This window comes from Mesorhizobium sp. PAMC28654 (genome assembly GCF_020616515.1).
Lineage (GTDB): Bacteria > Pseudomonadota > Alphaproteobacteria > Rhizobiales > Rhizobiaceae > Mesorhizobium.
Map to the genome: position 1 here is coordinate 4800191 of NZ_CP085135.1, position 23232 is coordinate 4823422.

Here is a 23232-nt window from a genome sequence, read left to right on the forward strand (position 1 = left end):
TCGAGCTGAACCTTGAGAAAGAGGACGACTGATGGTCCTGGCCGTCAGCCTGTTGCACGCCTTGGCGCAAGGTACGGACGCCGACGCCTGGAGCGCCATCGTCAACCACGCGGTTGAGATCGCATCGAAGCCCTTGGCCGCAGGAAATGCGCCCAGCGAGGTCGTCAAGCGCGATCGTGAAATCGGTGAACTGGATTTGTTCCTTTCCTCCTGCGGTTGGGATTTGTGGCAAGCCTTCGGCGGCAGCGTAGAGCGGACCTCCGATCGCTTGCTTCGCTGGTGGACCGAACCCTTCAGCGCAAAGGCGGTGTTGATCCTCGATGGTCTTTCGTTGCGTGAACTGCCGTGGCTGTTGCAGGGAGCGAAGGAGCGCGGTTTCACCCTTCATAGAGTCGAGGCCAACGCCTCTGAACTGCCCGGCGAAACCGACGAATTCGCCCACGCGCTCGGCTTTGCCAGCCGCAGCAAGCTACAGAACAATGGCGGCGGCTCGGCTCACAAACTGCAACCGGCGCAGACGGAAACCGTCGATCTGCCGTGGAAGGACTGCGAATCCTTGGTCGGTAGCACACCGAACCAAATCTTCTGGCACCACTGGCCCGACGCCAAGCTGCACGATGGATCCGGTGCAGGTCAGGGATTGGAGCCCCTAACGAAGGATACGGCCGAGCAACTGAGCGGCGACGATTTCTGGGCCTTCGTCGAACGTCTCGCTACCGGGCGGCGGCTGGTCATCACTTCCGACCACGGCTACGCGGCCACCGGCTACTTCCCCGATGCAGAGGGCGAGGTCGGCCAGTTCCTAAAGCAGACGTTTTCCAGCGGGCGCAGCAAGCCGGGTATGGTTGACACCGGTCCCTTCGTGCCCCCCGTGGCATTGCGGATCAGCAGCCCGCGCGGCGCGTCCCTGTTGGCCTTGGGTCGCAGGAAGTGGCGCAGCCAAGGCGGCTACCCGACGCTCACCCATGGTGGCCTGTCGCTACTGGAAGTGCTGTCGCCCTTCGTCGAGTTGACCAGGTAAGGATCGCGGTTTATGGCCACCAAAAAAGAACTGCTCGCACAAGAGGTTGCCAAGGCCGTCAGCGCCGGCAAGGCGGTTGCGCTGGAGACCGTCGATTTCAACGACCCGAACCGCCCCAAGACCTGTCTGGAAGTGGATTTTCCCATCCTGCCGGTCAATCAGGTCGCGGTAATCGAAGGTAATGCGGGCAAGCCCATCTATCAGATGTCTAAGTGGTGGGCACGGCGCCGCTCCAGTGTGTTCCGCTCGATGTTGATCGCAGCGGCCACCAAAGCGCCGGACGATTCTTCTCACGCGGCCAAGCTGGTCTGGGACAACTACTACGCCAACCATCAGAAGCGCGGCGCGTTCAAGCACCTCAAGGTCGCTGACATCTTCATGGGTGGCGGGACAACGCTAGTCGAAGGGTCGCGCCTCGGAATGCAGATGGTCGGCAATGACCTTAACCCAGTGGCGTGGTTCGTGGTTAAGCAGGAACTGGCCGATGTCGATTTGGAGGAAGTGAAGAAGCTTCTCTCCGACATCGAAGCCGAGGTCAAACCGCAGATTATGCCGTACTACTACTGCGACGGACCGGAAGGCGAAAAAGGTCAATGGACACACCTGCCCAGTAACAAGCCGATGCCCACTGACTTCGACCCGCTCGTTATCCCGCGCGACGAGCGGAGGGACTATCGCTACGAAGGTCCGGAAGCGATCTACAGCTTCTGGACCAAGCACGGGCCGTGCCATGTAACGGGCTGTGGCCATCGCACGCCTATTATGACCAGCCCGGTGATAGCGGTGAAGACGCTTACCGTCAAACATTGGGAACATACCTGCGGCAAATGCGGCGGTGGATTCCATGTCGAGGAAGAAGCCGCACGCATGGCCCCAGATTCGCCGCTCTACATCTCACCCACCGAACATCCGTTTTCCGCGCTTGATCGCAAGAAGGGCGTGATCTGCCCGCACTGCAGTCACACGGCTCTGGTGAACTTGGGCAAGGGCAAGAACAAGAAGGTGGAACTGAGCCTTCTGGTGCATCCGCAATGGCTAGCAGGCGAGGCCAAACTGGATGCAAATGGCCGGCCCTACGGCGGGTCGGCGCAGGATGACGTAATTTCGACGACCCGGTGGGATCAGGCACGGGCCGCGAAGGCTCGCCTACTTGAAGTGCGCGGCGTGCTCCCGGATGAAGTGATCTGCTCGGAAATCAATAATACCTTCAAAACAGGTATTGGCACGGTACCAAAGTCGGCATATTTCACTTGCGGAGCCTGCGGCACGGTGCAGCGCATCGTGAAGTCAGTCGATGCTACTAAGAAGACTGCGCCAGCTAGCATCTTTGCGGTTCAAGGCTACGCACCGAGGCGTGCTAAAGCCGGCAAGCCCTATGGCGGTCGTTTCTTTGCCCCTTGGAATGAAGCACTGGCGCGGCAGTACGATGCCGCATTTGCGGAATGGGAAACGCGCAAGGATACCGACCTGAAGGACTATTGGCCAAGGAGTGAGATCCCGTTTGGCCACATGACTCATCAGCGACAGCCGCTGCCCCAACACGGCTACCTCAACTGGTCCGACATGTTCAATCCGCGTCAGTTGCTCGTTCATGCGCAGCTACTGAAGACTATCTTGAATGTTGGCAGCTACGATTGGAAAGTTCGGGAGTTTGTGCTTGGCGCTTACCAACAGTACCTGCGCAACCAGAATATGTTCTGTTTCTGGGACATCAGTAGGGATTGTCTCGCACCCCACTTGAGCAACAATAATTTCCATCCCAAAAACAACGCTGTTGAAAATTGCGTCTTTTCTGCTCTCGGCCGTGGAAACTGGGCATCCAGCGTCGAAGGCATCGTGCAAGGACGCGAATGGGCGGTTCAGCCCTGGGACTCCGTAAGCTTTGATACGCTGAAGCGACATTCTCCAGGTCTCGGCGAACAGATTTGGGGGAAGAGCGAGAAGGTCTTCCCCGGGGATTTGGTCGGCGAGGTCGAGGTGTACCAGAGCTCATCCACCGACCTCACGCACATCGCCTCGGCGAGCGTTGATCTGGTTATCACCGATCCGCCGTTTGGCGGCCTTCTGCATTACTCAGAGCTGTCCGATTTCTTCTACGTTTGGCTGCGGCTCGCGCTGAAAGATAAGTACCCCGACTACTTCCGGGCCGAATACACGCCCAAGTCGCTGGAAGCAGTTGCCAATCGCGCGCGCGAGCCGGAAGACCCCGATGGCTTCTATCAGCGCTTGCTCACGCAGTGCTGGCGCGAAGCGCACCGCGCACTCAAGCCCGGTGGCATCCTCGCCTTCACCTTCCACCATAGCGAGGACGAGCCGTGGGTGGCAGTGCTGGAATCGCTGTTCGACGCGGGTTACTACCTCGAAGCCACGTACCCGATCCGCTCCGACGAAACCAAGGGCGAAGGCGAGTTTGGCTCAAAGACCATCGAGTACGACATTATCCACGTTTGCCGTAAGCGCATCGAGGAACCCAAGCCGGTAAGCTGGGGTCGGATGCGGCGCGAGGTGATGGCCGATGTGCGCCAATTGCAGGCCATGCTTGAGAACCATGCAAAGGAAGGCCTGCCCGCTGCGGACCTCCAGGTCATTCGGCGTGGCAAGGCGTTGGAATATTTCTCGCGTCATTACGGCAAGGTCTATGTTGATGAAGGGCGCACCATCGGGGTCAGGGAAGCACTCATAGGCATCAATCAACTCATCGACGAGGATTCCGACAAAGGGAAGGAGCCGCCACCGGTCAACGCCGAGCCGATCACGCGCCAATTCTTGCGTACCTTTAGTAACGGGGCCGATCTCCAGCGCGACCAGTTGCAGAAGTTCTTGAAAGGGTCGATCATAACGCCGGACGAGTTTGTGCAGCGCGGCTGGTGCGCGGAGAAGAACAAGATTTTCATCCGTACCGACCCGCTAGAATTCGCGCGAGAATGGTCGGGCAAGCACCGCCGCCGCCTGACTTCCGATATGGATCAGGCGTTGGTGCTGATCGGTGCGTGCTTCGACGGCAGTGGGATCGACGCCTCGGGCACGTTGAAGAATGAAAACTTCAAACCACACGTTGCGCTGAAACCACTGCTGGAATGGATCCAGCGCAACGGTCCGGATCAAATCGCCCGCAAGGCGGCCTCGCGTGCGGTGTCGATCTACGACGCATGGCGAGCCAGCGAGGCGCCCAAGCCCGTACAGGGTTCGTTGTTCGATGACTATGAGGAATACGAACGATGAGACCGCTGCTGGACACGGTGTGGCAGCGGCGCGGCACCAGTTGGATATGGGATGAGGAAGCACGTAACCAGATCTGCGCGGCCAGCGAGGTCTGGAGCTTGCGTCAGTTTCTGCGCGCCGCGCGGGAACCGGGGTACTGGCCGGAGGACCTGCCGAGTAACGACGACCAGACGCTGGCTGTCGCCGGGCTGGATGGCAGCCTCGACCTGCTCACGTCGACGGATGCCGAAACATGGCTGGGCGATGTGGTTAAGCCCGCCGTGCTGTCGTTTCAGGATGCCTACGCGGGCGGCGCGGCGCTGGTGTTCTGGCTACCCAGCGGCCAGAACCGCATCAGAGTGCAGGCGTCCACCGACGCGGTGAGTTGGCTATGCCACGCCCCTCACGGACATCAAATCGACTTTGGCCGCGTCCTGTGGGGTGAGGCTAACGAGTACCCACAGGAAATCCTGCTGCACAATGGCGGAAAGTCCGCTGGTTTGTTCCATCTACGGATTACTTGAGGGACGCGTGTGACGGCAGAGTTGCAGTTCCAACCCGGCGAGCGCATCACGCACCACGAATACGGCCAGGGTGTTGTTCTCGATCCAGTTCGTGACGGCTACCTGCGCGCCTTCTTCGCTGTCGGAGAGCGCCTAGTGCCTGTCGCCTCACTGCGCCGCGAAGTTACGCGCACCGAACGTATCCTGCGCGCCGTGGATGGTAGCGCGGAGCGCGGCCGTAGGGCATGGCTGTCCTATGAGGCTCATGCGCTTCCATTGATGGAAAGTGCCTCGGCGCTGACCTCGGCCAAGATCGACCTGCTGCCGCATCAGGTGGTGTTGACGCATCGTGTCGCTACCGCGTCACCCCGACGCTATCTGATCGCCGACGAGGTGGGCCTGGGCAAAACCATCGAAACCGCGTTGATCTTGCGCGAACTTGCAAGCCGGGGCGAACTGAACCGTGCGCTGATGGTCGTGCCCGCTGGCCTGGTGAACAACTGGCATCGCGAATTGAACGAGGTGTTCAACCTCGATTTCGAGGTGTTCGGCTCCGAGGGCGACATTACCGATCGCAAGACAAATGCCTTTGCCAAGCACGACCGGCTGATCGCCAGCATCGACACGCTGAAGCGCCCGGCGCGCATCAAACGGCTACTGGATGCACCGCGTTGGGATTTGACGGTGTTCGACGAAGCCCATCACCTGACCGCCTACCGCACTGGTGGCAAGGTGCGGAAAACCGAGAACTACAAGCTGGCCGAGGCGCTCAAAGATCATTCGCGCGATCTCCTGTTGCTTTCGGCAACGCCGCACCAAGGAAATCATTTCCAGTTCTGGATGTTGGCGCAGTTACTGAATCCTACGCTGTTCCGTAGCCCCGAGGAGATGGTGGAGAACCGGCATCGGCTCAATACGGTGATGTTCCGCCGCACTAAGGCCGATGCTTGCCAGCCAGATGGCTCACCGTTGTTTGCCCGACGTTGGGTCCACACCGAATCCTTCGTGATGGCGCAGGGCGAACGACTATTTTACGAAAAGCTGCGCGAATATCTTGAGGACGGCTTCGACCTTGCGCGTCGCCGGGGCAATCAGGGGCGCGCGCTAGGCTTCCTGATGGCGATCTTCCAGAAGATCGCAGCGTCCAGCTTCGCTGCGGTGCGCCGCACGCTCAAACGGCGGCTTTTGATGCTGACGTTGCATGAGGCGCTGCTGCGCGACAAGGAACTGGACATCGAGGGCCGCGAGCGGTTGATTGGCGAGGCGCGAGCGCTGATCCACGAGGAGTTCGATCTGCCGCGCGACAGTGTTGGACGCAGCGAGGTGGACCGCGTCCTGGCCGACCTGAAATACCGATTGGTCAAGAAACTGGACGAGGAGGCTCTGGAGATGGCCTCCGATCCCTACGACAGTGAATATTCCGCCATGCACGCGGAAGAAGCTGCCTCAGCGGTGGTAAATCTGCATCTGCCCGAAGAGCGTCTGCGTATCGGCGACCTGCTGGGCGTGTTTCCGCCGGAGCGCGAAACCAAAATGCAGAAACTACTCGACGGCTTGGGGACGCTGTGGCGGCAGAACCAGAACGAGAAGATCGTGATCTTCGCCACCTATCTCGGCACGGTGGATATGATCGCCCGCGAAATCGAGCAGACCTTCCCTGGCCAGGGTGTGGCGGTTTTGCGCGGTGGAGATCACGGAGCCAAGCTGGCGGCGGAACGTCGCTTCCGCCAGAAGGATGGCCCGCGCGTGTTGGTCTGCACGGCGGCGGGACGCGAAGGCATTAACCTGCAATTCGCACGCATCTTGTTTAATTTCGATCTGCCGTGGAACCCCATGGATATGGAGCAGCGCATCGGGCGCATCCATCGCTACGGCCAAAACCATACGGCGCAGGTATATAACCTCGTGCTATCAGACACTATCGAGGGGCGCATTTTCCTGCTGCTGGACGAGAAGCTGACCGAGATTGCGCGGACAGTCGGCAAGGTCGATGAACAAGGCAATATCGCCGAAGACCTGCGGGCGCAAATTCTTGGGCAGTTGTCCGAGCGGTTGAACTATGATCGCTTGTATCAGGAGGCGCTATCCGATCCCGAACTAAAGCGCACCCAGGTGGAACTGGAAGCTGCGTTGTCGAACTCCCGCGAGGCGCGGCAGGTAGTGTTCGACCTTTTCCAAAATCTCGACGGGTTCAGCCTGGATGACTACAAGCCGTTCTCGGATGTGTCGTCCAGTCTGGACCGGCTGGTACGCTTCCTTGCAGCCGCAGTCGTTGACCGTCAGCAGAAACTGGTGAAGGTGGATGATGCCACCTACGATCTCGTCACCGCTCAAGGTACACATCGGGCTCGCTTCACCTTGAGCCGAGAGGCCGCAACAAATCAGGATGATCTGCAACTGATGGGCTTGGACCACCCGCTGGTCCAGGAGGAGTTGGGGCGCTGGCGTAGCTTGCCACCGGAGGAAATTGGCATAGCCGTGTCAGGTGAAGTGGACGAGCCGGTGTTGCTGTCGCTTTGGATGGTGGAGACGTCGGCGGGAAACGGCGAACGTCGCGTGGTGGTGCAACCCATCGCGGTAAAGCAAGATGGCACGCGCGTCCCGGCGGTCGAGCGTTTGTGTGAAAACTATCTACAGGCGCCGGCCACAACGCCGACCTTCCAACCTCAGCAACGAAGCGATCTGTTCACCCACGCCGTTGAGCCGACCTTACAACGGGAACTGAAGCACAAGGGAGCCGTGAACGACGACGGCAGCTATTCGGCCGAGTTAATTGGCTACGTCGAGATCGTAGGCTGACACGCGATTCGAAATCAAGTTCGGTACCGGCATTTTGCCCTGCGCCCACAGGACTACGATTGTCCCCTTGAAGCCTTGCCGTCGAGAATTTTGTTACCTGCTGCGTTACCTATGTGGCGGAGCGGATACCTGGAAATCCAGCTAAGTGCTGGTGATCCCGACAGGAATCGAACCTGTGACCTACAGATTAGGAATCTGCCGCTCTATCCTACTGAGCTACGGGACCACGCGGCCCGACACATAGCCGCTTCGGACCGTTTCGCCAAGAGGCAGGCCGAACGCAATAGGCCCTTTGTTTCGCGGGGATCCGGTGCCTCGGCCCGCGGTGTCATGCCCGGGCCGAATGCTGTCAGGGACGTTTGCCCCGGCCGCTATCGCTGACCGGCGCCTGCCTGTCACGCGGCGAGCGCCGTCTCCGCCAGTTTCACCCAGTAGGTCATGCCGTGCGGGATGATCTCGTCGTTGAAATCATAGGCCGGGTTGTGAAGGCCGGCCGAATCGCCATTGCCGATGAAGATGAAGGCGCCGGGCCGGGCTTCCAGCATGTAGGAAAAATCCTCGCCGCCCATCACTGGCTGGATGGCGCGGTGCACGTGGCTGTCGCCGGCGACAACAGCGGCGACATCACCTGCAAAGACCGTCTCGTCCGCGTGGTTGAAGGTGACAGGGTAGTTCGACTGAAAGTCGACGTCGATCTTGGCGCCGAACGCGGTACTCAGACCGGCGCAGATGGCGCGGATGCGCTCTTCCGCCTTATTGGCGATCTCCTTCTTCAGGGTGCGCACGGTTCCGGCAATCTCGGCCGATTCAGGAATGATGTTGTAGGCGTCGCCGGCATGGAATTTCGTCACCGAGACCACGACGGCCTCGACCGGATCGGTACTGCGCGAGGCAATCGTCTGCAGCGCCCCGACAAGCTGGCTGGTGATGACAATCGGGTCGATCGTGCCGTGCGGCATCGCGGCATGGCCGCCCCGGCCTTTGACGGTGATGGTGAATTCGGCGGTCGCCGCCATGATAGGACCCGGACGAATGGCGAACTGCCCGACCGCCAGGCCCGGCATGTTATGCATGCCGAACACCTTGCCGATGCCGAAACGCTCCATCATGCCGTCCTTGACCATTTCATTGCCGCCGCCGCCGCCCTCTTCCGCAGGCTGGAAGATCACCGCGACCGAGCCGGCGAAGTTGCGCGTCTCGGCGAGATATTTCGCGGCGCCCAGCAACATCGCGGTATGGCCGTCATGGCCGCACGCATGCATCTTTCCGGGAATCGTCGAGGCATAGGGCTTTCCGGTGATTTCGTTGAGCGGCAGCGCGTCCATGTCGGCGCGCAGGCCAATGGTCTCACCCTTGCCCCGGCGGCCGTGGATGACGCCGACGACGCCGGTCTTGCCAAGTCCGGTCACCACGTCGTCGCAGCCGAATTCCTTCAGCTTCTCGGTGACGAAGGCCGCGGTCTTGAAGACATCGAAATTCAGTTCCGGCGTCTGGTGGATATGGCGGCGCCAGCCGGCGACTTCGTCCTGCATTTCGGCGGCGCGGTTCAGGATTGGCATGATTCAATCTCACTGTTCGAGCAGGCGGTTCCCGCTTGCCACTTTGTAATCGTGATCGTCAGGCGCTTTGCCATGTTGGCGTCACATAGGATAAATAGCACCGCAACAACGGATCCGGAGAGGGTCGGATCCACTATGCTGGCCATCCGGTAACGAAATCTTACGGAGCCAGGGGCGACTACGGCAAGAGGCGATTTCGGATTTCACCATGTGGCACAGGCATTTCCTTAAACTATTGATCGCTGGCGCGGTCGCGCTGCCGGCACTGATCGGGTCGGCGCAGGCCAATCCGGTGATCCTGTTCGACTTGAACAGCGGCAAGATCATCCAGCACCAGGATGCCTTTGAGCGCTGGTATCCAGCGTCGCTGAGCAAGCTGATGACGGCCTATGTGACGTTTCGTGCCATCGCCGCTGGTGAGGTCCAGCTTGATTCGCCGATCAAGGTGACAAAGCACTCCGCCGGCGAACCGCCGAGCAAGATGGGCTTCAAACCAGGCTCGGTCATGCGGCTCGACAACGCGCTGAAGATGATGCTGGTCAAATCGGCCAACGACATCGCCATGGCCGTGGGCGAGAATGTCGGCGGCTCGCAGTCGGCCTTCGCCGATCGCATGAACGCCGAGGCGCAGCGGCTCGGCATGACCGGTACGCATTTCGTCAACCCGAACGGGCTGTTTTCGCCGGACCAGTATACGACGGCGCGCGATCTCGCCGTGCTGGTGATCGCTCTGCGCCGCGACTTCCCGCAATATGCGCCGTGGTTCTCGATCGAGGGTCTCGCCGTCGGCAAGAAGGCCATCTCGAACTACAATCTGCTGATCGGCCGCTATCCGGGAGCCGATGGCATGAAGACCGGCTTCGTCTGCCCCTCGGGTTTCAACATGATCGGGTCGGCGACGCGCAACGGGCGCACGCTGGTTGCCGTGGTGCTTGGCGAAAAATCCGCCGTCAGCCGCGCGGAAGCCGCCGCCAAACTGCTCGACGAGGGGTTTGCAACGCCGACCGCCGGCTCGACCACTGTCGCCACGCTGGCGTCCTACGGCGACACCCTCGCGGTCAACGACATGCAGGACGAGATCTGCAAGAAGAAGGCGGCCGAGGAGCAGTCGGAAGCCCCGCCGCCCGTCGCCAAGAAGGATGCGCCGAAGTCGCTTTATCAGCAAAAGCTCGACCATGTGCCGACACTTGTCGCCGTCGGTCTCGGCGGCGCAACCGGCCCGGCGCCGAAGGCGCTGCTTGCTCAATCCAGCCAGGAATATGCCGATGTGCCGCTTCCGAGCTGGCGGCCCGACAGGCCGGCCCCGGCAGGTGCCGATCCGATCGTTTCGGGCGCCGTCGCGGTGCAGGGCGACCAGCCGGCCAAGAATTGAAACGGCCAGGTAAATGCCGATGAATAATGGCTTTCCTATCCCGGTCTCGGTGCTGACCGGCTTTCTCGGCGCCGGCAAGACGACGCTGCTCAACCGGCTGCTCAAGGACCCGGCGCTGGTCGATACCGCTGTCATCATCAACGAATTCGGCGAGGTGGCGATCGACCATCTGCTGGTCGAACAGGCTTCCGACGGCATCATCCAGCTTTCGGATGGCTGTCTCTGCTGCACCGTGCGCGGCGAACTGGTCGACACGCTGGCCGATCTCGTCGACCGGTTGCAGACCGGCCGCATCGCCCGTCTCGCCCGCGTCGTCGTCGAAACCACGGGACTGGCCGACCCGGCGCCGGTGCTGCAGTCGATCATGGCGCATCCGGCACTTGTCCAGGCGTTCCGGCTCGACGGCGTCATCACGCTGGTCGACGCCGTCAACGGCAATGCGACGCTCGACGCCCATGTCGAGGCGGTCAAGCAGGTGGCCGTTGCCGACCGCATCGTCCTGACGAAAGCCGACCTGGCTGATGATCCCGGCGACGTCGAGGCCTTGCGGGCCAGGCTGCGGCAGCTCAATCCGGGCGCCGAGGTGCTCGATGCCGGCGATACAAAAACAGGCGTGGCGGCGCTGTTTGATTGCGGCCTCTACAATCCGGCGACCAAATCCGCCGATGTGCGGCGCTGGCTGGGTGAAGAAGCCCGCCACGATCACGACCACCATCCCGGGCATGATCATGCCCATGACCACGAGCATCACCATCACCACGATTCCCGGGTGCGGTCCTATTCGCTGGTTCATGACGGACCGGTGCCGTTTTCAGCAATCGAGATGTTTCTCGACCTGCTGCGATCGGCGCATGGCGAGCGGTTGCTGCGGATGAAGGGTGTCATCGAATTGCGGGAAGACCCGATGCGGCCGCTCGTGATCCACGGCGTGCAGAAAATCCTGCATCCGCCGGTACAACTGGCATCCTGGCCGGATGGTCAGCGCGGCACGCGGCTGGTGCTGATCACGCTGGACATGCCGGAAGACTATGTGCGCCGGCTGTTTGCCGCCTTCACCAACCGGCCGTCGATCGATACGCCCGACCGCGCGGCGCTGGAAAATAATCCGCTGGCGATTGCCGGGCGTTGAACTCTACGATTGCTGGTCGCCGCGCTCTACCAGAAAGCGATGGCCGCCTGATACCGACGCCGTTTCGATCACTTGATGACCGCTGTCCGCACAAAAGGCGGGAATATCGATAACCGCGAGCGGATCGGTTGTTTCGAGCCACAGCCGGCTGCCCGGCCGCATCCCGGCAAGGCGCTTCTTCGCCTTGAGCACGGGCAAGGGGCAGTTCAGCCCCTTGAGATCGTAGATGGCGGTATCCGCGGCCAAGACGAACCTCAGCCGCCGAACATGCCGAGCAGCTTGTTCTTCAGCTTTGTCACCCGGCTCTCATCGGCACTCGCCGACTGCGCTTCGGCCTCTGGCGCGGCTTCGGAGGGAGCAGCGATCGTGGCGGTGGCGACGGGTGCTTCCTTGGCGGCCTTTGCCGCTTCCTTTTCAGCCAGGAGCTGCGCCTTGGCTGCTTGCTTGGCGGCCTTGGCTGCTTCTATCGCCGCAAGCTTCTCTTCGGCTGCCTTCTGCTTGGCGGCTTTTTCAGCTTCGAGCGCGGCCATCTTGCGGCCCTCCGGCGAATCGATTCGCCCCATGCGGGCCGTCTCGGTCACCGAACCGTCGGAATTGAGCGACGGTGGGTCGATCGGCACGCGCTCGCCGCGTGCCCGCTTCTTTGACCAGTCGGAAACGATGCTGGCTTCCTTGATGCCGGCGATGGTAGGCTTGGGCGGCGGGACACTCGCCTTGAGGGCGCCGTTGAAAGCCGCGTCGTAGGTGCTCATGTAGGAGTTGTAGGCGCTTTTCAGCGAATCCGGCTGCGTGGTTGCCGGGCAGGCACCGGTCGGGTTGAAAGTCTGGCCGTCGGCCGCGACCTGGTTGAAGACGTATTTCTTCTCGCAGACATCGACCTTCGGCGGCACCTTGGTAATTTCGAAATTGTCGTAGCCGACCTTCAGCATTTTCCAGAATTCGTAATTCGGGTCGTTGCGATAGCGCGCCATGTTGGCGGCGGTCATGCGGAACGGGAAGGCCTGGATCTGGAATTCGGTCTGGCCGCCCTGGAAGGCGTCGCGGCCGAAAGCGTAGATCTGTTCGATCTGCGCATCAGTCATCGAATAGCAGCCCGACGACGAACAGGCGCCGTGGACCATCAGGTTCTGACCCGTGCGGCCGTTGGCACTATCATAGTCGTTGGGAAAGCCTATGTTGAACGACAAATGGTAGTTCGAGCGCGGATTCATCTGCGACGGGCGGACCGTGTAGAAACCCTCGGGCGCCTGACGGTCGCCCTCGGTGTATTTCGGCCCAAGCTTGCCCGACCATTTGCAAATGTCGTAGCTGGCGACCATGTCGTAACGGCCGTTGGCCTTGGCCTTCCAGATTTCGAGCTTGCCCTCTTCCTTGAAGATGCGCGCCATCACCGAAGAGGTGCGGACCATGCCCTTGGCCCTCATGTCGGCCAGGATCTTGTCCGGCAGCGGCTTGTTGGCCTCCGGGGCGAAATTCTTCATGGAGGAATCGTTGCAGCCGGCGACACCGAGCGCGGCGATCAGGATTCCGGTGCGGGCAAGCTTGGCAAGCATGGGTATCGGTATCGTCTCTTCTCTGGCGCCAGGGTTTGCGAAAACCCGGCTGCTTCACTGAACATTAACGACCCTAAGCTCGTTAACCTTGAAAATTCCTTACCGCAAGCGCCAGCGTGTCCCCTCACGGCAATCTCATTGAGCCGAAGGCGGCGGCATTTTTGTGGCGAAATTGGTGCGCGACGCCACATTGCAAGCGGCAGGCCGCGATGCGATCGGGCTTGCGCGTCACATTGTCGTATGGATGAGGTTCGAGCGTCGGGTGCGCGGCCTACAGGCTGCGCCCCATCGCCAGGTATTTTTCGCGGCGCTGCTCGCGGAAATCCGTGTTGGCGCCGGAAAACTCCTTCATCGTCTTGGCGATGAGGTCGCCGGTGGCTGCAATCACTGTGTCAGCGCCCCGATGGGCGCCGCCGAGCGGCTCGGGAATGATGGCGTCGATGACCTTCAGTTCCAGGAGATCCTGCGCTGTGATCTTCATGTTGGTCGCCGCATCCTTGGACCTGGTCGTGTCCCGCCACAGGATCGAGGCCGCACCTTCCGGCGAGATCACCGAATAGATGGCGTGTTCAAGCATGTAGACGCGGTTGGCGGTGGCAATCGCGATGGCGCCACCCGAACCGCCTTCGCCGATGACCACCGAGATCGACGGCACCCTTAGGCCGAGACAGGTCGAGGTTGAACGGGCGATGGCCTCCGCCTGTCCGCGCTCTTCGGCGTTGACACCGGGATAGGCGCCCGCCGTGTCAACCAGCGTCAGCAACGGGATATTGAAGCGGTCGGCCAGTTTCATCAGCCGCACCGCCTTGCGGTAACCCTCCGGGCGCACAGATCCGAAATTGTGCTTCAGGCGGCTGGTTGTGTCGGAGCCCTTCTCCTGCCCGATGATCGCCACCGGCTCGCCGCGGAAACGCGCGAAACCGCCGACGATCGCCTGGTCCTCGCCGAAATTGCGGTCGCCGGCCAGCGGCGTGAAATCGGTGAACAGCCCCTTGATGTAATCGACGCAGTGCGGCCGGTCGGGATGGCGCGCCACCTGCACCTTCTGCCACGGCGTCAGCGCCTTGTAGGCGTCGCGCAGCGCATCGCGCGAACGCTTCTCGAGACGGCTGATCTCGTCGCCGACATCGACGGCCTCGCCATTCTCGGCAAGCTTCTTCAGCTCGAGGATCTTGCCCTCAAGGTCCTGAACCGGTTTTTCGAAATCGAGGTAATTGTACATTCTTGAGCGGACCGATACGCCGGAAGTCAATGGGATTGTAGGAACCTGAAACTGGTGGTTCCGAGCGGTGGAACGTCGCCCTCACATAGCGATATGAGGTCTAGTCGGCAAGCGGATGATGATCGTTGACCAACCGCACCAGCCGTTCCTCCAGCACATGGGTGTAAATCTGGGTGGTTGAAATGTCGGCGTGGCCCAGCAGTTGCTGTACGGCGCGCAGGTCGGCGCCGTTCTGCAGGAGATGGCTGGCAAAGGCATGGCGCAGCACGTGCGGCGATATCTTGGCGGCCGCGATACCGGCCCTGGCGGCCAGCCCTTTCAGGTCGCGGGCGAAGACCTGGCGCGAGAGAAAGCCGCTGTCGGACGCGGCCGGAAACAGAAACGCGCTGTTGGCGAAGGCCGGGACCGTGGCACGGGCGGTGAGCCATGCCCGCATCGCGACGCGCGCCTTGACCGAGAGCGGCACCATGCGCTCCTTGTCGCCCTTGCCGCGCACCATGAAGAAGCGATCGTCGCGTTGCGCCACCGTCACCGGCAGGCCGACCAGCTCGGAAACGCGCAGGCCCGTGGCATAGAGCACTTCGACCAGCGCGTGCAGGCGCAAGGCCGCCAGGCTGTCGCTGTTGCTCGATGAGGCGTCGCCGGCCTCGGTCGCGGCACGGTCGATGAGCCGGCCGGTATCCGCCTCGCTCATCGTCTTTGGCAGTGGCCGACCCTTTTTCGGGCTGTCCAGCGTGCCGGTCGGATCGTCGCCGCGCAGGCCCTCGGCATAGAGGAACTTGAAGAATTGCCGGATCGCCGACAGTTTGCGTGCCTGCGAGGTGGCGGCGAAGCCGCGCGCGGCGATGTCGTCTAGATAGGCGCGGATATCGGCGGGGGCGGCGCCCGCGAGCCCGCCCTTGATCTCCTGCGAAGCGTCTTCGAGATCGCGGCGATAGGAGGAAAGCGTATTTTCGGCAGCGCCCCGCTCGGCGCTCATCATTTCCAGGAAGGCCTCGATGCGGGCGGCGCTGTTCATTCTTCGGATCAGCTTTTCTTTGTCAGCTTTTCTTGGGGTTCAGCTTTTCCGGCGGGATGCGCACGCTCATTTCCGCCTTTTTGGGCTCGACGAACATGGCCAGCGCGAACATCGTGCCATAGGCAATGCCGGCCAAAATCGCTGTTATCACGACAAAGCGGAACAGTGTCGGCATGAATTCTCGCCCGTCTTCTTGTTCTGTGTTTCCAAACCCTGTGCCCTTATGGGACGCCATTCCGGCCAATTCAAGGACGAAGCGTGGCCAGCACGACGCTTGACGCAAACAGGCTTTTGATGTCGATACGCCGGCAAAGAGGGCCGTATGAACGCGCAACCAGCAAATCCTCCTGGCGAGAGCCATGCCGCGCTGCTCGGCCGGCTGGGCAACCGTTCCATCGTCTTCGTCGGCCTGATGGGCGCTGGCAAGACCGCGATCGGCCGCAAGGTGGCGACGATGCTGTCGCTGCCCTTCATCGACAGCGACCAGGAGATCGAAAGCGTCTCGCGCATGACCGTCCCGGAGCTGTTCGAGCGCTATGGCGAAACCGAGTTCCGGGCGCTGGAGCAACGGGTCATCCTGCGGGTGCTGGAGAACGGCCCGCAGGTGCTGTCGACCGGCGGCGGTGCCTTCATGAACGCTCAGACGCGGGAGGCGATTGCCGGCCATGGCATCTCGGTGTGGCTGAAGGCGGAGCTCGATCTTCTGATGGAACGGGTTTCCAAGAAGCAGAACCGGCCGCTGTTGAAAAGCGCCGATCCTCGTGCCGTGCTGGAGCGGCTGATGGCTGAGCGCTATCCAGTCTATGCAACAGCCGATGTCACCGTGCCGACCCGCGACGACCGCAAGGAGGTCATCGCGGCCGAGGTCACGAACGCGCTGTGCGGCCACCTTGGCGTTGCCGAAACCGCAACGACTGGTGAGGTGGAGTCATGAGTGAAGTCGCGCCAGTCGTCGTAGAGGTCGGGCTCGGCGATAGGGCCTATGACATATTGATCGGCTCCGGCCTGCTGTCGCGCGCCGGGAGCGAGATCGCGCGCCGTCTTCCGGGCACGCGCGCGGCTGTCGTCACCGACGACAATGTCGCCGCCGCGCATCTCGAGACATTGAAGGCCGGGCTCGCGACGGGCGGCATTCAGCCGGCGGTGATCACGATGCCGCCCGGCGAGAAGACCAAGAGCTTTGCCCATCTTGAAGAGGTGGTGGACGGCGTTCTGGCAGCGAAGCTGGAGCGCGGAGATGTCGTCATCGCGCTGGGCGGCGGCGTCATCGGCGATCTCACCGGCTTTGCCACCGGCATCGTGCGCCGGGGCATGAATTTCGTGCAGATACCGACCTCGCTGCTGGCACAGGTCGATTCCTCGGTCGGCGGCAAGACCGGCATCAACAGCCCGCGCGGCAAGAATCTGGTCGGCGTCTTCCTCCAGCCCAAGCTGGTGCTCGCCGACACGGACGTGCTCGACACGTTGCCGATCCGCGAATTCCGCGCCGGCTATGCCGAGCTTGCCAAATACGGGCTTATCGACCGTCCCGATTTCTTCGCCTGGTTGGAGCAGAACTGGTCAAAAGTGTTCGCCGGCGGGCCGGAGCGGGTCGAAGCCATCGCCGAGGCCTGCCGCGCCAAGGCCGATGTCGTCGCGCGCGACGAGTTCGAGACCGGCGACCGCGCCCTGCTCAATCTTGGCCATACCTTTGGCCATGCATTGGAGGCGGCCACGCAATATGACGGCGCCCGCCTCGTCCATGGCGAGGGCGTCGCCATCGGCATGGCGCTGGCACATCGGTTTTCGTCACGGCTCAACCTGGCCAGTCCCGACGACGCGGCGCGGGTCGAGGCGCATCTGCGCACCGTTGGCCTGCCCTGGCGCATGGCCGATATTCCCGGCGAGTTGCCGGACGCCGAGGCGCTGCTGTCCTTCATCACCCAGGACAAGAAGGTGTCGCGCGGCGCGCTGACCTTCATCCTGACGCGCGGCATCGGCCAGTCCTTCATCGCCAAGGATGTGCCGGCTTCGGAAGTGCTGTCGTTCCTGAAAGAGAACCATCCGGGCCAGCAGGGAACCCGTCGGGGGCAGGGATGAACGAGACCGGCTGGATCGTGGTTGCTGTCCTTGCCGGCCTTCTATTGTTGGCCCTCATCTTTCGCGCGCGACTGCTTGCCATGTTCGGCTATGAGCTCACGCGCATCGAGCCACAGCGTTCGACCCAGGACGAACTGCGCGGAGCGGTCGACGATTTCCGCCGTGACGGCCAGGTGGTCCGGGAAGACCGCGACCGTGTCGGCGGCCTGTTCGACCTCGCCGAGCTCGAAGTGTCTGATATCATGGTCCATCGCACCAACATGCGCTCGGTCAATGCCGACAATCCGCCGGAAGCCGTGGTGCGCGAAATCCTGCAAAGCCCGCACACCCGCATGCCCTTGTGGAAAGGCTCGCTCGACAACATCGTCGGCGTGCTGCACGCCAAGGACCTGCTGCGGGCACTGAACGATGTCGGCAACGACTTTTCCCGGATCGATGTGATGAAGATCGCCTCGAAACCCTGGTTCGTGCCCGACACCACGACCTTGCAGGAGCAGCTCAACGCCTTCCTGCGCCGCAAGGCGCATTTCGCAGTCGTCGTCGACGAATATGGCGAGGTCGAAGGGCTGGTGACGCTGGAGGACATTATCGAGGAGATCGTCGGCGAGATCGCCGACGAGCATGATGTCGACATCCAGGGCGTCAAGCAGGAGGCGGACGGCTCGGTCGTCGTCGATGGCACGGTGCCGATCCGCGACCTCAACCGGGCGCTCGACTGGAACCTGCCGGACGAGGAAGCCACGACCATCGCCGGCCTCGTCATCCACGAAACGCAGTCGATCCCGGACGAGAAACAGGCTTTTACGTTCCACGGCAAGCGCTTCATCGTCATGAAGCGCGACAAGAATCGCATCGCCAGGCTGAGGATCAGGCCGGTCGTATAAGTGACGCTGGCGAGTACGTTACGGATCATTCATTGGAACTTCGCGGCGCCAAGGTGCATTTTCACCGAGGGCATGGCCAGGAGACGACGATGATCGACAGGCGAACGCTGCTTTTGGCTTCGATGACGATGCTGCTGCCGGTTGGGGCGTTCGCGGCCCTGGGCAATCCGTCTCCGACGCCACAGACCTTCGACTATGGGCCGGCAAAGCTCGACATCTATGCGCCCGATGGCGCGCGCGGCCTGCCTGTGGTGTTTTTCGTCCATGGCGGCGCCTGGGAATTCGGCAAGCGCTCGCAAGTTCATGACAAGCCAACCTTCCTGCTCGCCAACGGCTTTTGCTTCGTGTCGATCGACTACCGCATGCTGCCGGACGCCGATGTGGCGACCCAGGCTGGCGATGTCGAAAAGGCCTATGCCTATGTGCGGGCCAACATTGCCGGGCATGGCGGCGATCCGAACCGCATCGTGGCGATGGGCCATTCGGCCGGGTGTCATCTCATTGCATTGACCGGAATGCGCGGCGGCCTGCCCGGCGTCGCGGGGCTGCTTCTCGATGACACAAGGGCCTATGATCTCGCGGCACTTGCCAAGAATGGCGGCATGGTGCGGGCCTATGCGCGTGTCTTCTCCGATCCGGCGCAATGGGCCGCACTTTCGCCGGCGACTTATGTCGACGGGAGCAAGCATCCGCCGACCTTCATCGCCTATTCGGGCGCGTCGGGGCGCGGCGAAGACTCCAGGGCTTTCGCGGATCGCTTGAAGGCCACGGGCACCAAGGTGACGCTGTTCGATGGCAGCGCCTATACCCACATGTCGATCAACAGTGATTTCGGCAAGGACGGCGACGCGCTGACGGCCGCCGCTCTGGCGTTCCTGAAATCGACGGTGGGGTGATCCGCGAGTCTTCCATCGATGCACAGGTGTCGCGGAACTGGATCAGACCAAAAATGCCGGCGGGATATTGCTGTACGGGCATGTGCGGGTGCAATTGCTCCATCTGTTTGTTTGACGCAATTCTGGACGGAAAACCGCTTCACACTTGTCCTGGAATTGCTCCTGATCGTCGACGGGAGAGAGTTTTCATGAATGGTGCCGATGTCCTGTGTGACGTGCTTCTGGCGAACGATGTGAATGTCTGCTTCGCCAACCCCGGTACTTCGGAAATGCATTTTGTCGCGGCGCTTGACCGCAAGCCGGAGATGCGTTGCGTGCTCGGTCTGTTCGAGGGCGTGGTGACCGGTGCGGCCGATGGTTATGCGCGCATGACCGACCGTCCCGCCGCGACGCTGCTGCATACCGGTCCGGGCCTGGCCAATGGTCTCGCCAACATGCACAATGCCCGGCGCGCCCGTAGCCCGATGATCAACATCGTCGGCGACCATGCGTCCTACCATTTGCCGCTCGATGCCCCGCTCACCAGCGATATCGAGGGCCTCGCGGCGCCGATGTCGAACTGGGTCGGCCGCGTCAAAGGTCCAGACGATGTCGGACCGGCTGCCCAAGCCGCCTTCCGTGCTTCGCTCACGCCGCCGAGCGTTGCGACGCTGATCCTGCCCGCGGACGCCGCCTGGGGCGGGGCCAAACCCGTCTCATCTGCCAAGGTCGTCCTGTCACCGCCGCCAGCCGTCGACATGGACGTTGTGCGAAAGGTCGCCGATGCCATCCGCGCCGCCCCTGGCCGTGTCGGCATGATCGTTCGCGGCCGCGCGGCGCGGGCCGATGCGCTTGAAATCGCCGGCCAGATATCGGCAGCCGGTGACGTCCGTCTGTTCAGCGAAGTCCTGATCGCGCGCATGCAACGTGGCCGCGGGCGCGTGGCGCCGACCCGCATCCCTTATCCGGTCGATGCCGCGATAGCGGTGCTCAGGGATATCGACGTTCTGGTGCTGGTCGGGGCAAAGGAGCCGGTTGCCTTTTTTGCTTATCCCGGAAAGCCAGGCCGGCTCGTCCGCGAGGGCTGCCAGGTGCTGACGCTGGCCGCCCATGGCGAGGACCTGCATGCGGCGCTGGCAGCGCTTCGCGACGAGCTTGGTGTGAAGCCGTCGCAACAGACGGTGTTCGCTACCGCCTTTCCTGACGAAGCAACGCCGAGCGGTAAGCTGACGGACGATGCCATCGCGTTGTCGGTGGCGCGAAAGCTTCCCGCGGAAGCGATCGTCTGTGATGAAGCTGTGACCTCGGCGCGGCGTTTCTTCGCCCTGTCCGCCTTTGCCGCGCCGCATGACTACATGATGGGCACGGGCGGATCGATCGGCGGTGGCATCCCGATGGCGACCGGAGCGGCGGTCGCCTGTCCCCATCGCAAGGTGATCAATCTCGAAGCCGACGGCAGCGGCATGTACACCGTGCAGGGACTGTGGACGCAGGCACGGGAAAATCTCGACGTGGTGACGATTATCTTTTCCAACCGGACCTACGCGATCCTGCATGGCGAGATGCGCAATGTCGGCGTGAATGCGATCGGCGAGAATGCCAGGCGGATGCTCGACCTCGACCATCCCGCGCTGGACTGGGTTTCCCTGGCCAAAGGCATGGGCGTGGAAGCGGCCCGCGCCGATACCTGTGAGCGCTTTGACGCACTGCTGGACAGCGCCCTGTCCAGGCGTGGGCCGTTTCTCATCGAAGCGGTGATCTGACAGGCTTCGGCAGCCGGCGGTGGGCTTGAATCTACCAGCGCGTCGCTTCACCGGGCGCCGCGGGCTCGATCGCCAGCGCGTGCACGCCGGCCTTCAACTCGTCGGCCAGCAATTCGTTGACCGAACGGTGACGGTCGATGCGGCTCATGCCGGCAAAACTTGGCGAGACGATGCGGACGCGGAAATGCGTCTCGCCGGTGCCGTCATAGGTTCCGTGATGGTCGGAGTCCTGATGATGGTGGCCGGCATGGAGGTGGCTTTCATTGATGATGACCAGCCGCTCGGGCGAAAACGCCCTCTTCAGCTTGTCTTCCATCGTTGCCTGTATGGACATCGCCAACTCCCTTCACCACATATGCGCGATCAAATTACCGCGCGTCCCGCGACAAAATCTGTCAATCGCCTGCATTAAGCCGCGATTCAGCGGTTAGGGCGATCAACGCGAAAATGTCAATTCTTGTTTCGCATCCGCGAACGCCCCATAAATGGGTGAGATGAAGCCGTACCCCAAATATTTCGAAAAGATTCGCGTCCGCCCCGACAAGGATGCGGAGGTGAAGTCGCATTCGCCGATCTGTCAGTGGGATGGCTGCAAGGAGGCGGGCACCCATCGCGCGCCGGTCGGGCGCATGAAGGAGGGCGAGTATTTCCGCTTCTGCATCGACCATGTGCGTGAGTACAACAAGGGCTTCAACTATTTCTCCGGCGTGCCGGACACCGAGGTCGCGCGCTTCCAGAAGGAAGCGATGACCGGTCACCGTCCGACCTGGAAGATGGGCGCTACCGCTGCCTCGACGCGTTCGTCGCCCGATATGGCCCAGCTGCGTTCCGGCCGCGCCGGCTACTACAACCGCATGCGCGACCCCTTCGACCTGTTCAAGGGACCCAAGGATCCGCGCGAGGCGCGCGATCGCAAGGCCAAGCCCCTTGAGGCCAAGGCGCTGGAAACGCTTGGCCTTGATACAAAGGCGACTGGCAAGGACATCAAGGCGCGTTATAAGGAACTGGTGAAACTCCACCATCCGGATGCGAATGGTGGAGACAGAGGTTCGGAAGACCGGTTCCGCGATGTGCTGCAGGCCTATCGTGTGCTCAAACAGGCGGGCCTGTGCTGAGCGACCTTACGGTCCGGGTCGTTTTCCAACTTTCCTAAGGTTGGAAAAGGCTTTAAGACCGCCCCCGAACAAAATCGATTGCCGGCGAAACTCGGCGTTTCGCCCGTGGAGACGTTGATAGAGATGAACAAGGTCGATCGCGACATAGCCAACCTGCCTGACACGACGGTGTCGGTGAAGGAAAAATTCGGTTTCGAGTCCAAGATGGTGGTCCCGGCCTATTCGGTGACATCAGAGCATGTGCCCGATATCGACCCCGACTATCTGTTCGACAAGGCGACGACGATGGCGATCCTCGCCGGCTTCGCCTACAACCGCCGCGTCATGGTGTCGGGCTATCACGGCACCGGCAAGTCGACCCATATCGAGCAGGTCGCAGCCCGCCTCAACTGGCCCTGCGTGCGCGTCAATCTCGACAGCCATGTCAGCCGTATCGATCTCGTCGGCAAGGACGCGATCGTCGTCAAGGACGGCTTACAGATCACCGAATTCCGCGATGGCATCCTGCCCTGGGCCTACCAGCACAATGTCGCGCTGTGCTTCGACGAGTATGACGCCGGCCGTCCGGACGTGATGTTCGTGATCCAGCGCGTGCTGGAATCATCGGGTCGGCTGACGCTGCTCGACCAGAGCCGCGTCATTCGCCCGCATCCGGCCTTCCGCCTGTTCTCGACCGCCAACACGGTTGGCCTCGGCGATACCACCGGCCTCTATCACGGCACCCAGCAGATCAACCAGGCGCAGATGGACCGCTGGTCGATCGTCACCACGCTGAACTATCTGCCGCATGACAATGAAGTCGCCATCGTGCTGGCCAAGGCCAAGCACTATCGCGATGCCAAGGGCAAGGACATCGTCAACAAGATGGTCCGCGTCGCCGACATGACGCGTTCGGCCTTCATCAATGGCGATCTGTCGACCGTGATGAGCCCGCGTACGGTGATCACCTGGGCCGAGAATGCCGAGATATTCGGTAATGTCGGCATGGCGTTCCGGCTGACCTTCCTCAACAAATGCGACGAGCTCGAGCGCTCGGTGGTTGCCGAGTTCTATCAGCGCGCCTTCGGCGAGGATCTGCCGGAAAGTGCTGCCAACGTCGTGCTGGGCTAAGAGCGGGATGCCGGAAAGTCCTGTGACTT

The 23232-nt window shown here is 61.9% G+C and carries 20 protein-coding genes and 1 tRNA gene; 13 read left to right on the plus strand and 8 right to left on the minus strand.

What is annotated here, in order from left to right; all coding sequences use genetic code 11:
• Positions 1 to 31 precede the first annotated feature (31 nt).
• The 4 genes from LGH82_RS23600 to LGH82_RS23615 are packed head-to-tail and all read left to right on the plus strand — an operon-like array spanning position 32 to position 7524.
• Positions 32 to 1021: a hypothetical protein gene (locus tag LGH82_RS23600; protein ID WP_227345054.1), complete on the plus strand. Its 990-nt coding sequence runs from the start codon at positions 32 to 34 to the stop codon at positions 1019 to 1021.
• Positions 1022 to 1033: 12 nt separating this feature from the next.
• The gene (locus LGH82_RS23605; protein WP_227345055.1) at positions 1034 to 4243 is read left to right on the plus strand and encodes a DUF1156 domain-containing protein; all 3210 of its coding nucleotides are present in this window, start codon (positions 1034 to 1036) and stop codon (positions 4241 to 4243) included.
• Positions 4240 to 4746 carry a hypothetical protein gene (locus tag LGH82_RS23610; RefSeq protein ID WP_227345056.1) on the plus strand — a complete coding sequence of 169 codons (507 nt, stop codon included), beginning with the start codon at positions 4240 to 4242 and terminating at the stop codon, positions 4744 to 4746. The genes LGH82_RS23605 and LGH82_RS23610 overlap by 4 nt, the downstream gene beginning before the upstream one ends.
• A gap of 9 nt (positions 4747 to 4755) precedes the next feature.
• Positions 4756 to 7524: a DEAD/DEAH box helicase gene (locus tag LGH82_RS23615; RefSeq protein ID WP_227345057.1), complete on the plus strand. Its 2769-nt coding sequence runs from the start codon at positions 4756 to 4758 to the stop codon at positions 7522 to 7524.
• Between the two features lie 149 nt (positions 7525 to 7673).
• Here LGH82_RS23615 and LGH82_RS23620 read toward each other — a convergent pair.
• A tRNA-Arg gene (locus LGH82_RS23620) sits at positions 7674 to 7750 on the minus strand.
• Positions 7751 to 7919: 169 nt separating this feature from the next.
• On the minus strand, positions 7920 to 9083 hold the full coding sequence (locus LGH82_RS23625; RefSeq protein ID WP_227345058.1) for a M20 aminoacylase family protein: 1164 nt from the start codon (positions 9081 to 9083) through the stop codon (positions 7920 to 7922).
• Positions 9084 to 9291: 208 nt separating this feature from the next.
• Between LGH82_RS23625 and LGH82_RS23630 the strand changes: the two genes are divergently transcribed.
• On the plus strand, positions 9292 to 10455 hold the full coding sequence (locus LGH82_RS23630; RefSeq protein WP_227345059.1) for a D-alanyl-D-alanine carboxypeptidase family protein: 1164 nt from the start codon (positions 9292 to 9294) through the stop codon (positions 10453 to 10455).
• A gap of 19 nt (positions 10456 to 10474) precedes the next feature.
• A complete protein-coding gene (locus LGH82_RS23635; RefSeq protein ID WP_227345060.1) occupies positions 10475 to 11584 on the plus strand; it encodes a CobW family GTP-binding protein in 1110 nt (369 codons plus the stop codon).
• A gap of 3 nt (positions 11585 to 11587) precedes the next feature.
• On the opposite strand, the gene LGH82_RS23640 is transcribed toward LGH82_RS23635, so the two are convergent.
• The 5 genes from LGH82_RS23640 to LGH82_RS23660 all read right to left on the minus strand — a co-directional run bounded on the left by LGH82_RS23640 (position 11588) and on the right by LGH82_RS23660 (position 15552).
• Positions 11588 to 11830 carry a sulfurtransferase TusA family protein gene (locus LGH82_RS23640; protein WP_227345061.1) on the minus strand — a complete coding sequence of 81 codons (243 nt, stop codon included), beginning with the start codon at positions 11828 to 11830 and terminating at the stop codon, positions 11588 to 11590.
• Positions 11831 to 11838: 8 nt separating this feature from the next.
• Positions 11839 to 13137, minus strand: a complete 1299-nt coding sequence (locus LGH82_RS23645; RefSeq protein WP_227345062.1) for a L,D-transpeptidase family protein — start codon at positions 13135 to 13137, stop codon at positions 11839 to 11841.
• Between the two features lie 271 nt (positions 13138 to 13408).
• Entirely contained in the window at positions 13409 to 14359 is a 951-nt protein-coding gene (locus LGH82_RS23650; protein ID WP_227345063.1) for an acetyl-CoA carboxylase carboxyltransferase subunit alpha, read from the minus strand.
• Between the two features lie 100 nt (positions 14360 to 14459).
• Entirely contained in the window at positions 14460 to 15377 is a 918-nt protein-coding gene (locus LGH82_RS23655; protein ID WP_227345064.1) for a site-specific tyrosine recombinase XerD, read from the minus strand.
• Between the two features lie 22 nt (positions 15378 to 15399).
• Positions 15400 to 15552 (minus strand): histidine kinase, encoded by a 153-nt coding sequence (locus LGH82_RS23660; protein WP_227349669.1) that lies wholly within the window; start codon positions 15550 to 15552, stop codon positions 15400 to 15402.
• A gap of 147 nt (positions 15553 to 15699) precedes the next feature.
• Here LGH82_RS23660 and LGH82_RS23665 point away from each other — a divergent pair, with 147 nt between their 5' ends.
• The 5 genes from LGH82_RS23665 (at position 15700) to LGH82_RS23685 (ending at position 20978) form a co-directional block, all read left to right on the plus strand.
• Positions 15700 to 16311, plus strand: coding sequence for a shikimate kinase (locus tag LGH82_RS23665; protein ID WP_227345065.1), 612 nt, complete (start codon positions 15700 to 15702; stop codon positions 16309 to 16311).
• Positions 16308 to 17456, plus strand: a complete 1149-nt coding sequence (gene aroB / locus LGH82_RS23670; RefSeq protein WP_227345066.1) for a 3-dehydroquinate synthase — start codon at positions 16308 to 16310, stop codon at positions 17454 to 17456. The genes LGH82_RS23665 and aroB overlap by 4 nt, the downstream gene beginning before the upstream one ends.
• Entirely contained in the window at positions 17453 to 18340 is an 888-nt protein-coding gene (locus LGH82_RS23675; RefSeq protein WP_227345067.1) for an HlyC/CorC family transporter, read from the plus strand. The genes aroB and LGH82_RS23675 overlap by 4 nt, the downstream gene beginning before the upstream one ends.
• 89 nt (positions 18341 to 18429) lie before the next feature.
• Complete coding sequence (locus LGH82_RS23680) at positions 18430 to 19236, plus strand: alpha/beta hydrolase (RefSeq protein ID WP_227345068.1); 807 nt, start codon at positions 18430 to 18432, stop codon at positions 19234 to 19236.
• Positions 19237 to 19424: 188 nt separating this feature from the next.
• Positions 19425 to 20978, plus strand: coding sequence for an acetolactate synthase large subunit (locus tag LGH82_RS23685; protein WP_227345069.1), 1554 nt, complete (start codon positions 19425 to 19427; stop codon positions 20976 to 20978).
• Positions 20979 to 21009: 31 nt separating this feature from the next.
• Here LGH82_RS23685 and LGH82_RS23690 read toward each other — a convergent pair whose 3' ends face one another.
• Positions 21010 to 21312: a BolA family protein gene (locus LGH82_RS23690; RefSeq protein WP_227345070.1), complete on the minus strand. Its 303-nt coding sequence runs from the start codon at positions 21310 to 21312 to the stop codon at positions 21010 to 21012.
• A 151-nt stretch (positions 21313 to 21463) separates the two neighbouring features.
• On the opposite strand from LGH82_RS23690, the gene LGH82_RS23695 reads away from it, so the two are divergent.
• Together LGH82_RS23695 and cobS are read left to right on the plus strand one after the other, a co-directional pair.
• Positions 21464 to 22093 carry a J domain-containing protein gene (locus LGH82_RS23695; protein WP_227345071.1) on the plus strand — a complete coding sequence of 210 codons (630 nt, stop codon included), beginning with the start codon at positions 21464 to 21466 and terminating at the stop codon, positions 22091 to 22093.
• A 123-nt stretch (positions 22094 to 22216) separates the two neighbouring features.
• Positions 22217 to 23203: a cobaltochelatase subunit CobS gene (gene cobS, locus LGH82_RS23700; protein WP_227345072.1), complete on the plus strand. Its 987-nt coding sequence runs from the start codon at positions 22217 to 22219 to the stop codon at positions 23201 to 23203.
• Positions 23204 to 23232: the final 29 nt, after the last annotated feature.

Coding starts and splice junctions, on each gene's coding strand:
- LGH82_RS23695 (WP_227345071.1), top strand. CDS start 21,464: ATGGGTGAGATGAAGCCGTACCCCAAATATTTCGAAAAGATTCGCGTC.
- LGH82_RS23675 (WP_227345067.1), top strand. CDS start 17,453: ATGAACGAGACCGGCTGGATCGTGGTTGCTGTCCTTGCCGGCCTTCTA.
- LGH82_RS23660 (WP_227349669.1), bottom strand. CDS start 15,552: ATGCCGACACTGTTCCGCTTTGTCGTGATAACAGCGATTTTGGCCGGC.
- LGH82_RS23635 (WP_227345060.1), top strand. CDS start 10,475: ATGAATAATGGCTTTCCTATCCCGGTCTCGGTGCTGACCGGCTTTCTC.
- LGH82_RS23600 (WP_227345054.1), top strand. CDS start 32: ATGGTCCTGGCCGTCAGCCTGTTGCACGCCTTGGCGCAAGGTACGGAC.
- aroB (WP_227345066.1), top strand. CDS start 16,308: ATGAGTGAAGTCGCGCCAGTCGTCGTAGAGGTCGGGCTCGGCGATAGG.
- LGH82_RS23665 (WP_227345065.1), top strand. CDS start 15,700: ATGAACGCGCAACCAGCAAATCCTCCTGGCGAGAGCCATGCCGCGCTG.
- LGH82_RS23655 (WP_227345064.1), bottom strand. CDS start 15,377: ATGAACAGCGCCGCCCGCATCGAGGCCTTCCTGGAAATGATGAGCGCC.
- LGH82_RS23680 (WP_227345068.1), top strand. CDS start 18,430: ATGATCGACAGGCGAACGCTGCTTTTGGCTTCGATGACGATGCTGCTG.
- LGH82_RS23605 (WP_227345055.1), top strand. CDS start 1,034: ATGGCCACCAAAAAAGAACTGCTCGCACAAGAGGTTGCCAAGGCCGTC.
- LGH82_RS23690 (WP_227345070.1), bottom strand. CDS start 21,312: ATGTCCATACAGGCAACGATGGAAGACAAGCTGAAGAGGGCGTTTTCG.
- LGH82_RS23645 (WP_227345062.1), bottom strand. CDS start 13,137: ATGCTTGCCAAGCTTGCCCGCACCGGAATCCTGATCGCCGCGCTCGGT.
- LGH82_RS23630 (WP_227345059.1), top strand. CDS start 9,292: ATGTGGCACAGGCATTTCCTTAAACTATTGATCGCTGGCGCGGTCGCG.
- LGH82_RS23685 (WP_227345069.1), top strand. CDS start 19,425: ATGAATGGTGCCGATGTCCTGTGTGACGTGCTTCTGGCGAACGATGTG.
- LGH82_RS23625 (WP_227345058.1), bottom strand. CDS start 9,083: ATGCCAATCCTGAACCGCGCCGCCGAAATGCAGGACGAAGTCGCCGGC.
- LGH82_RS23610 (WP_227345056.1), top strand. CDS start 4,240: ATGAGACCGCTGCTGGACACGGTGTGGCAGCGGCGCGGCACCAGTTGG.
- LGH82_RS23650 (WP_227345063.1), bottom strand. CDS start 14,359: ATGTACAATTACCTCGATTTCGAAAAACCGGTTCAGGACCTTGAGGGC.
- cobS (WP_227345072.1), top strand. CDS start 22,217: ATGAACAAGGTCGATCGCGACATAGCCAACCTGCCTGACACGACGGTG.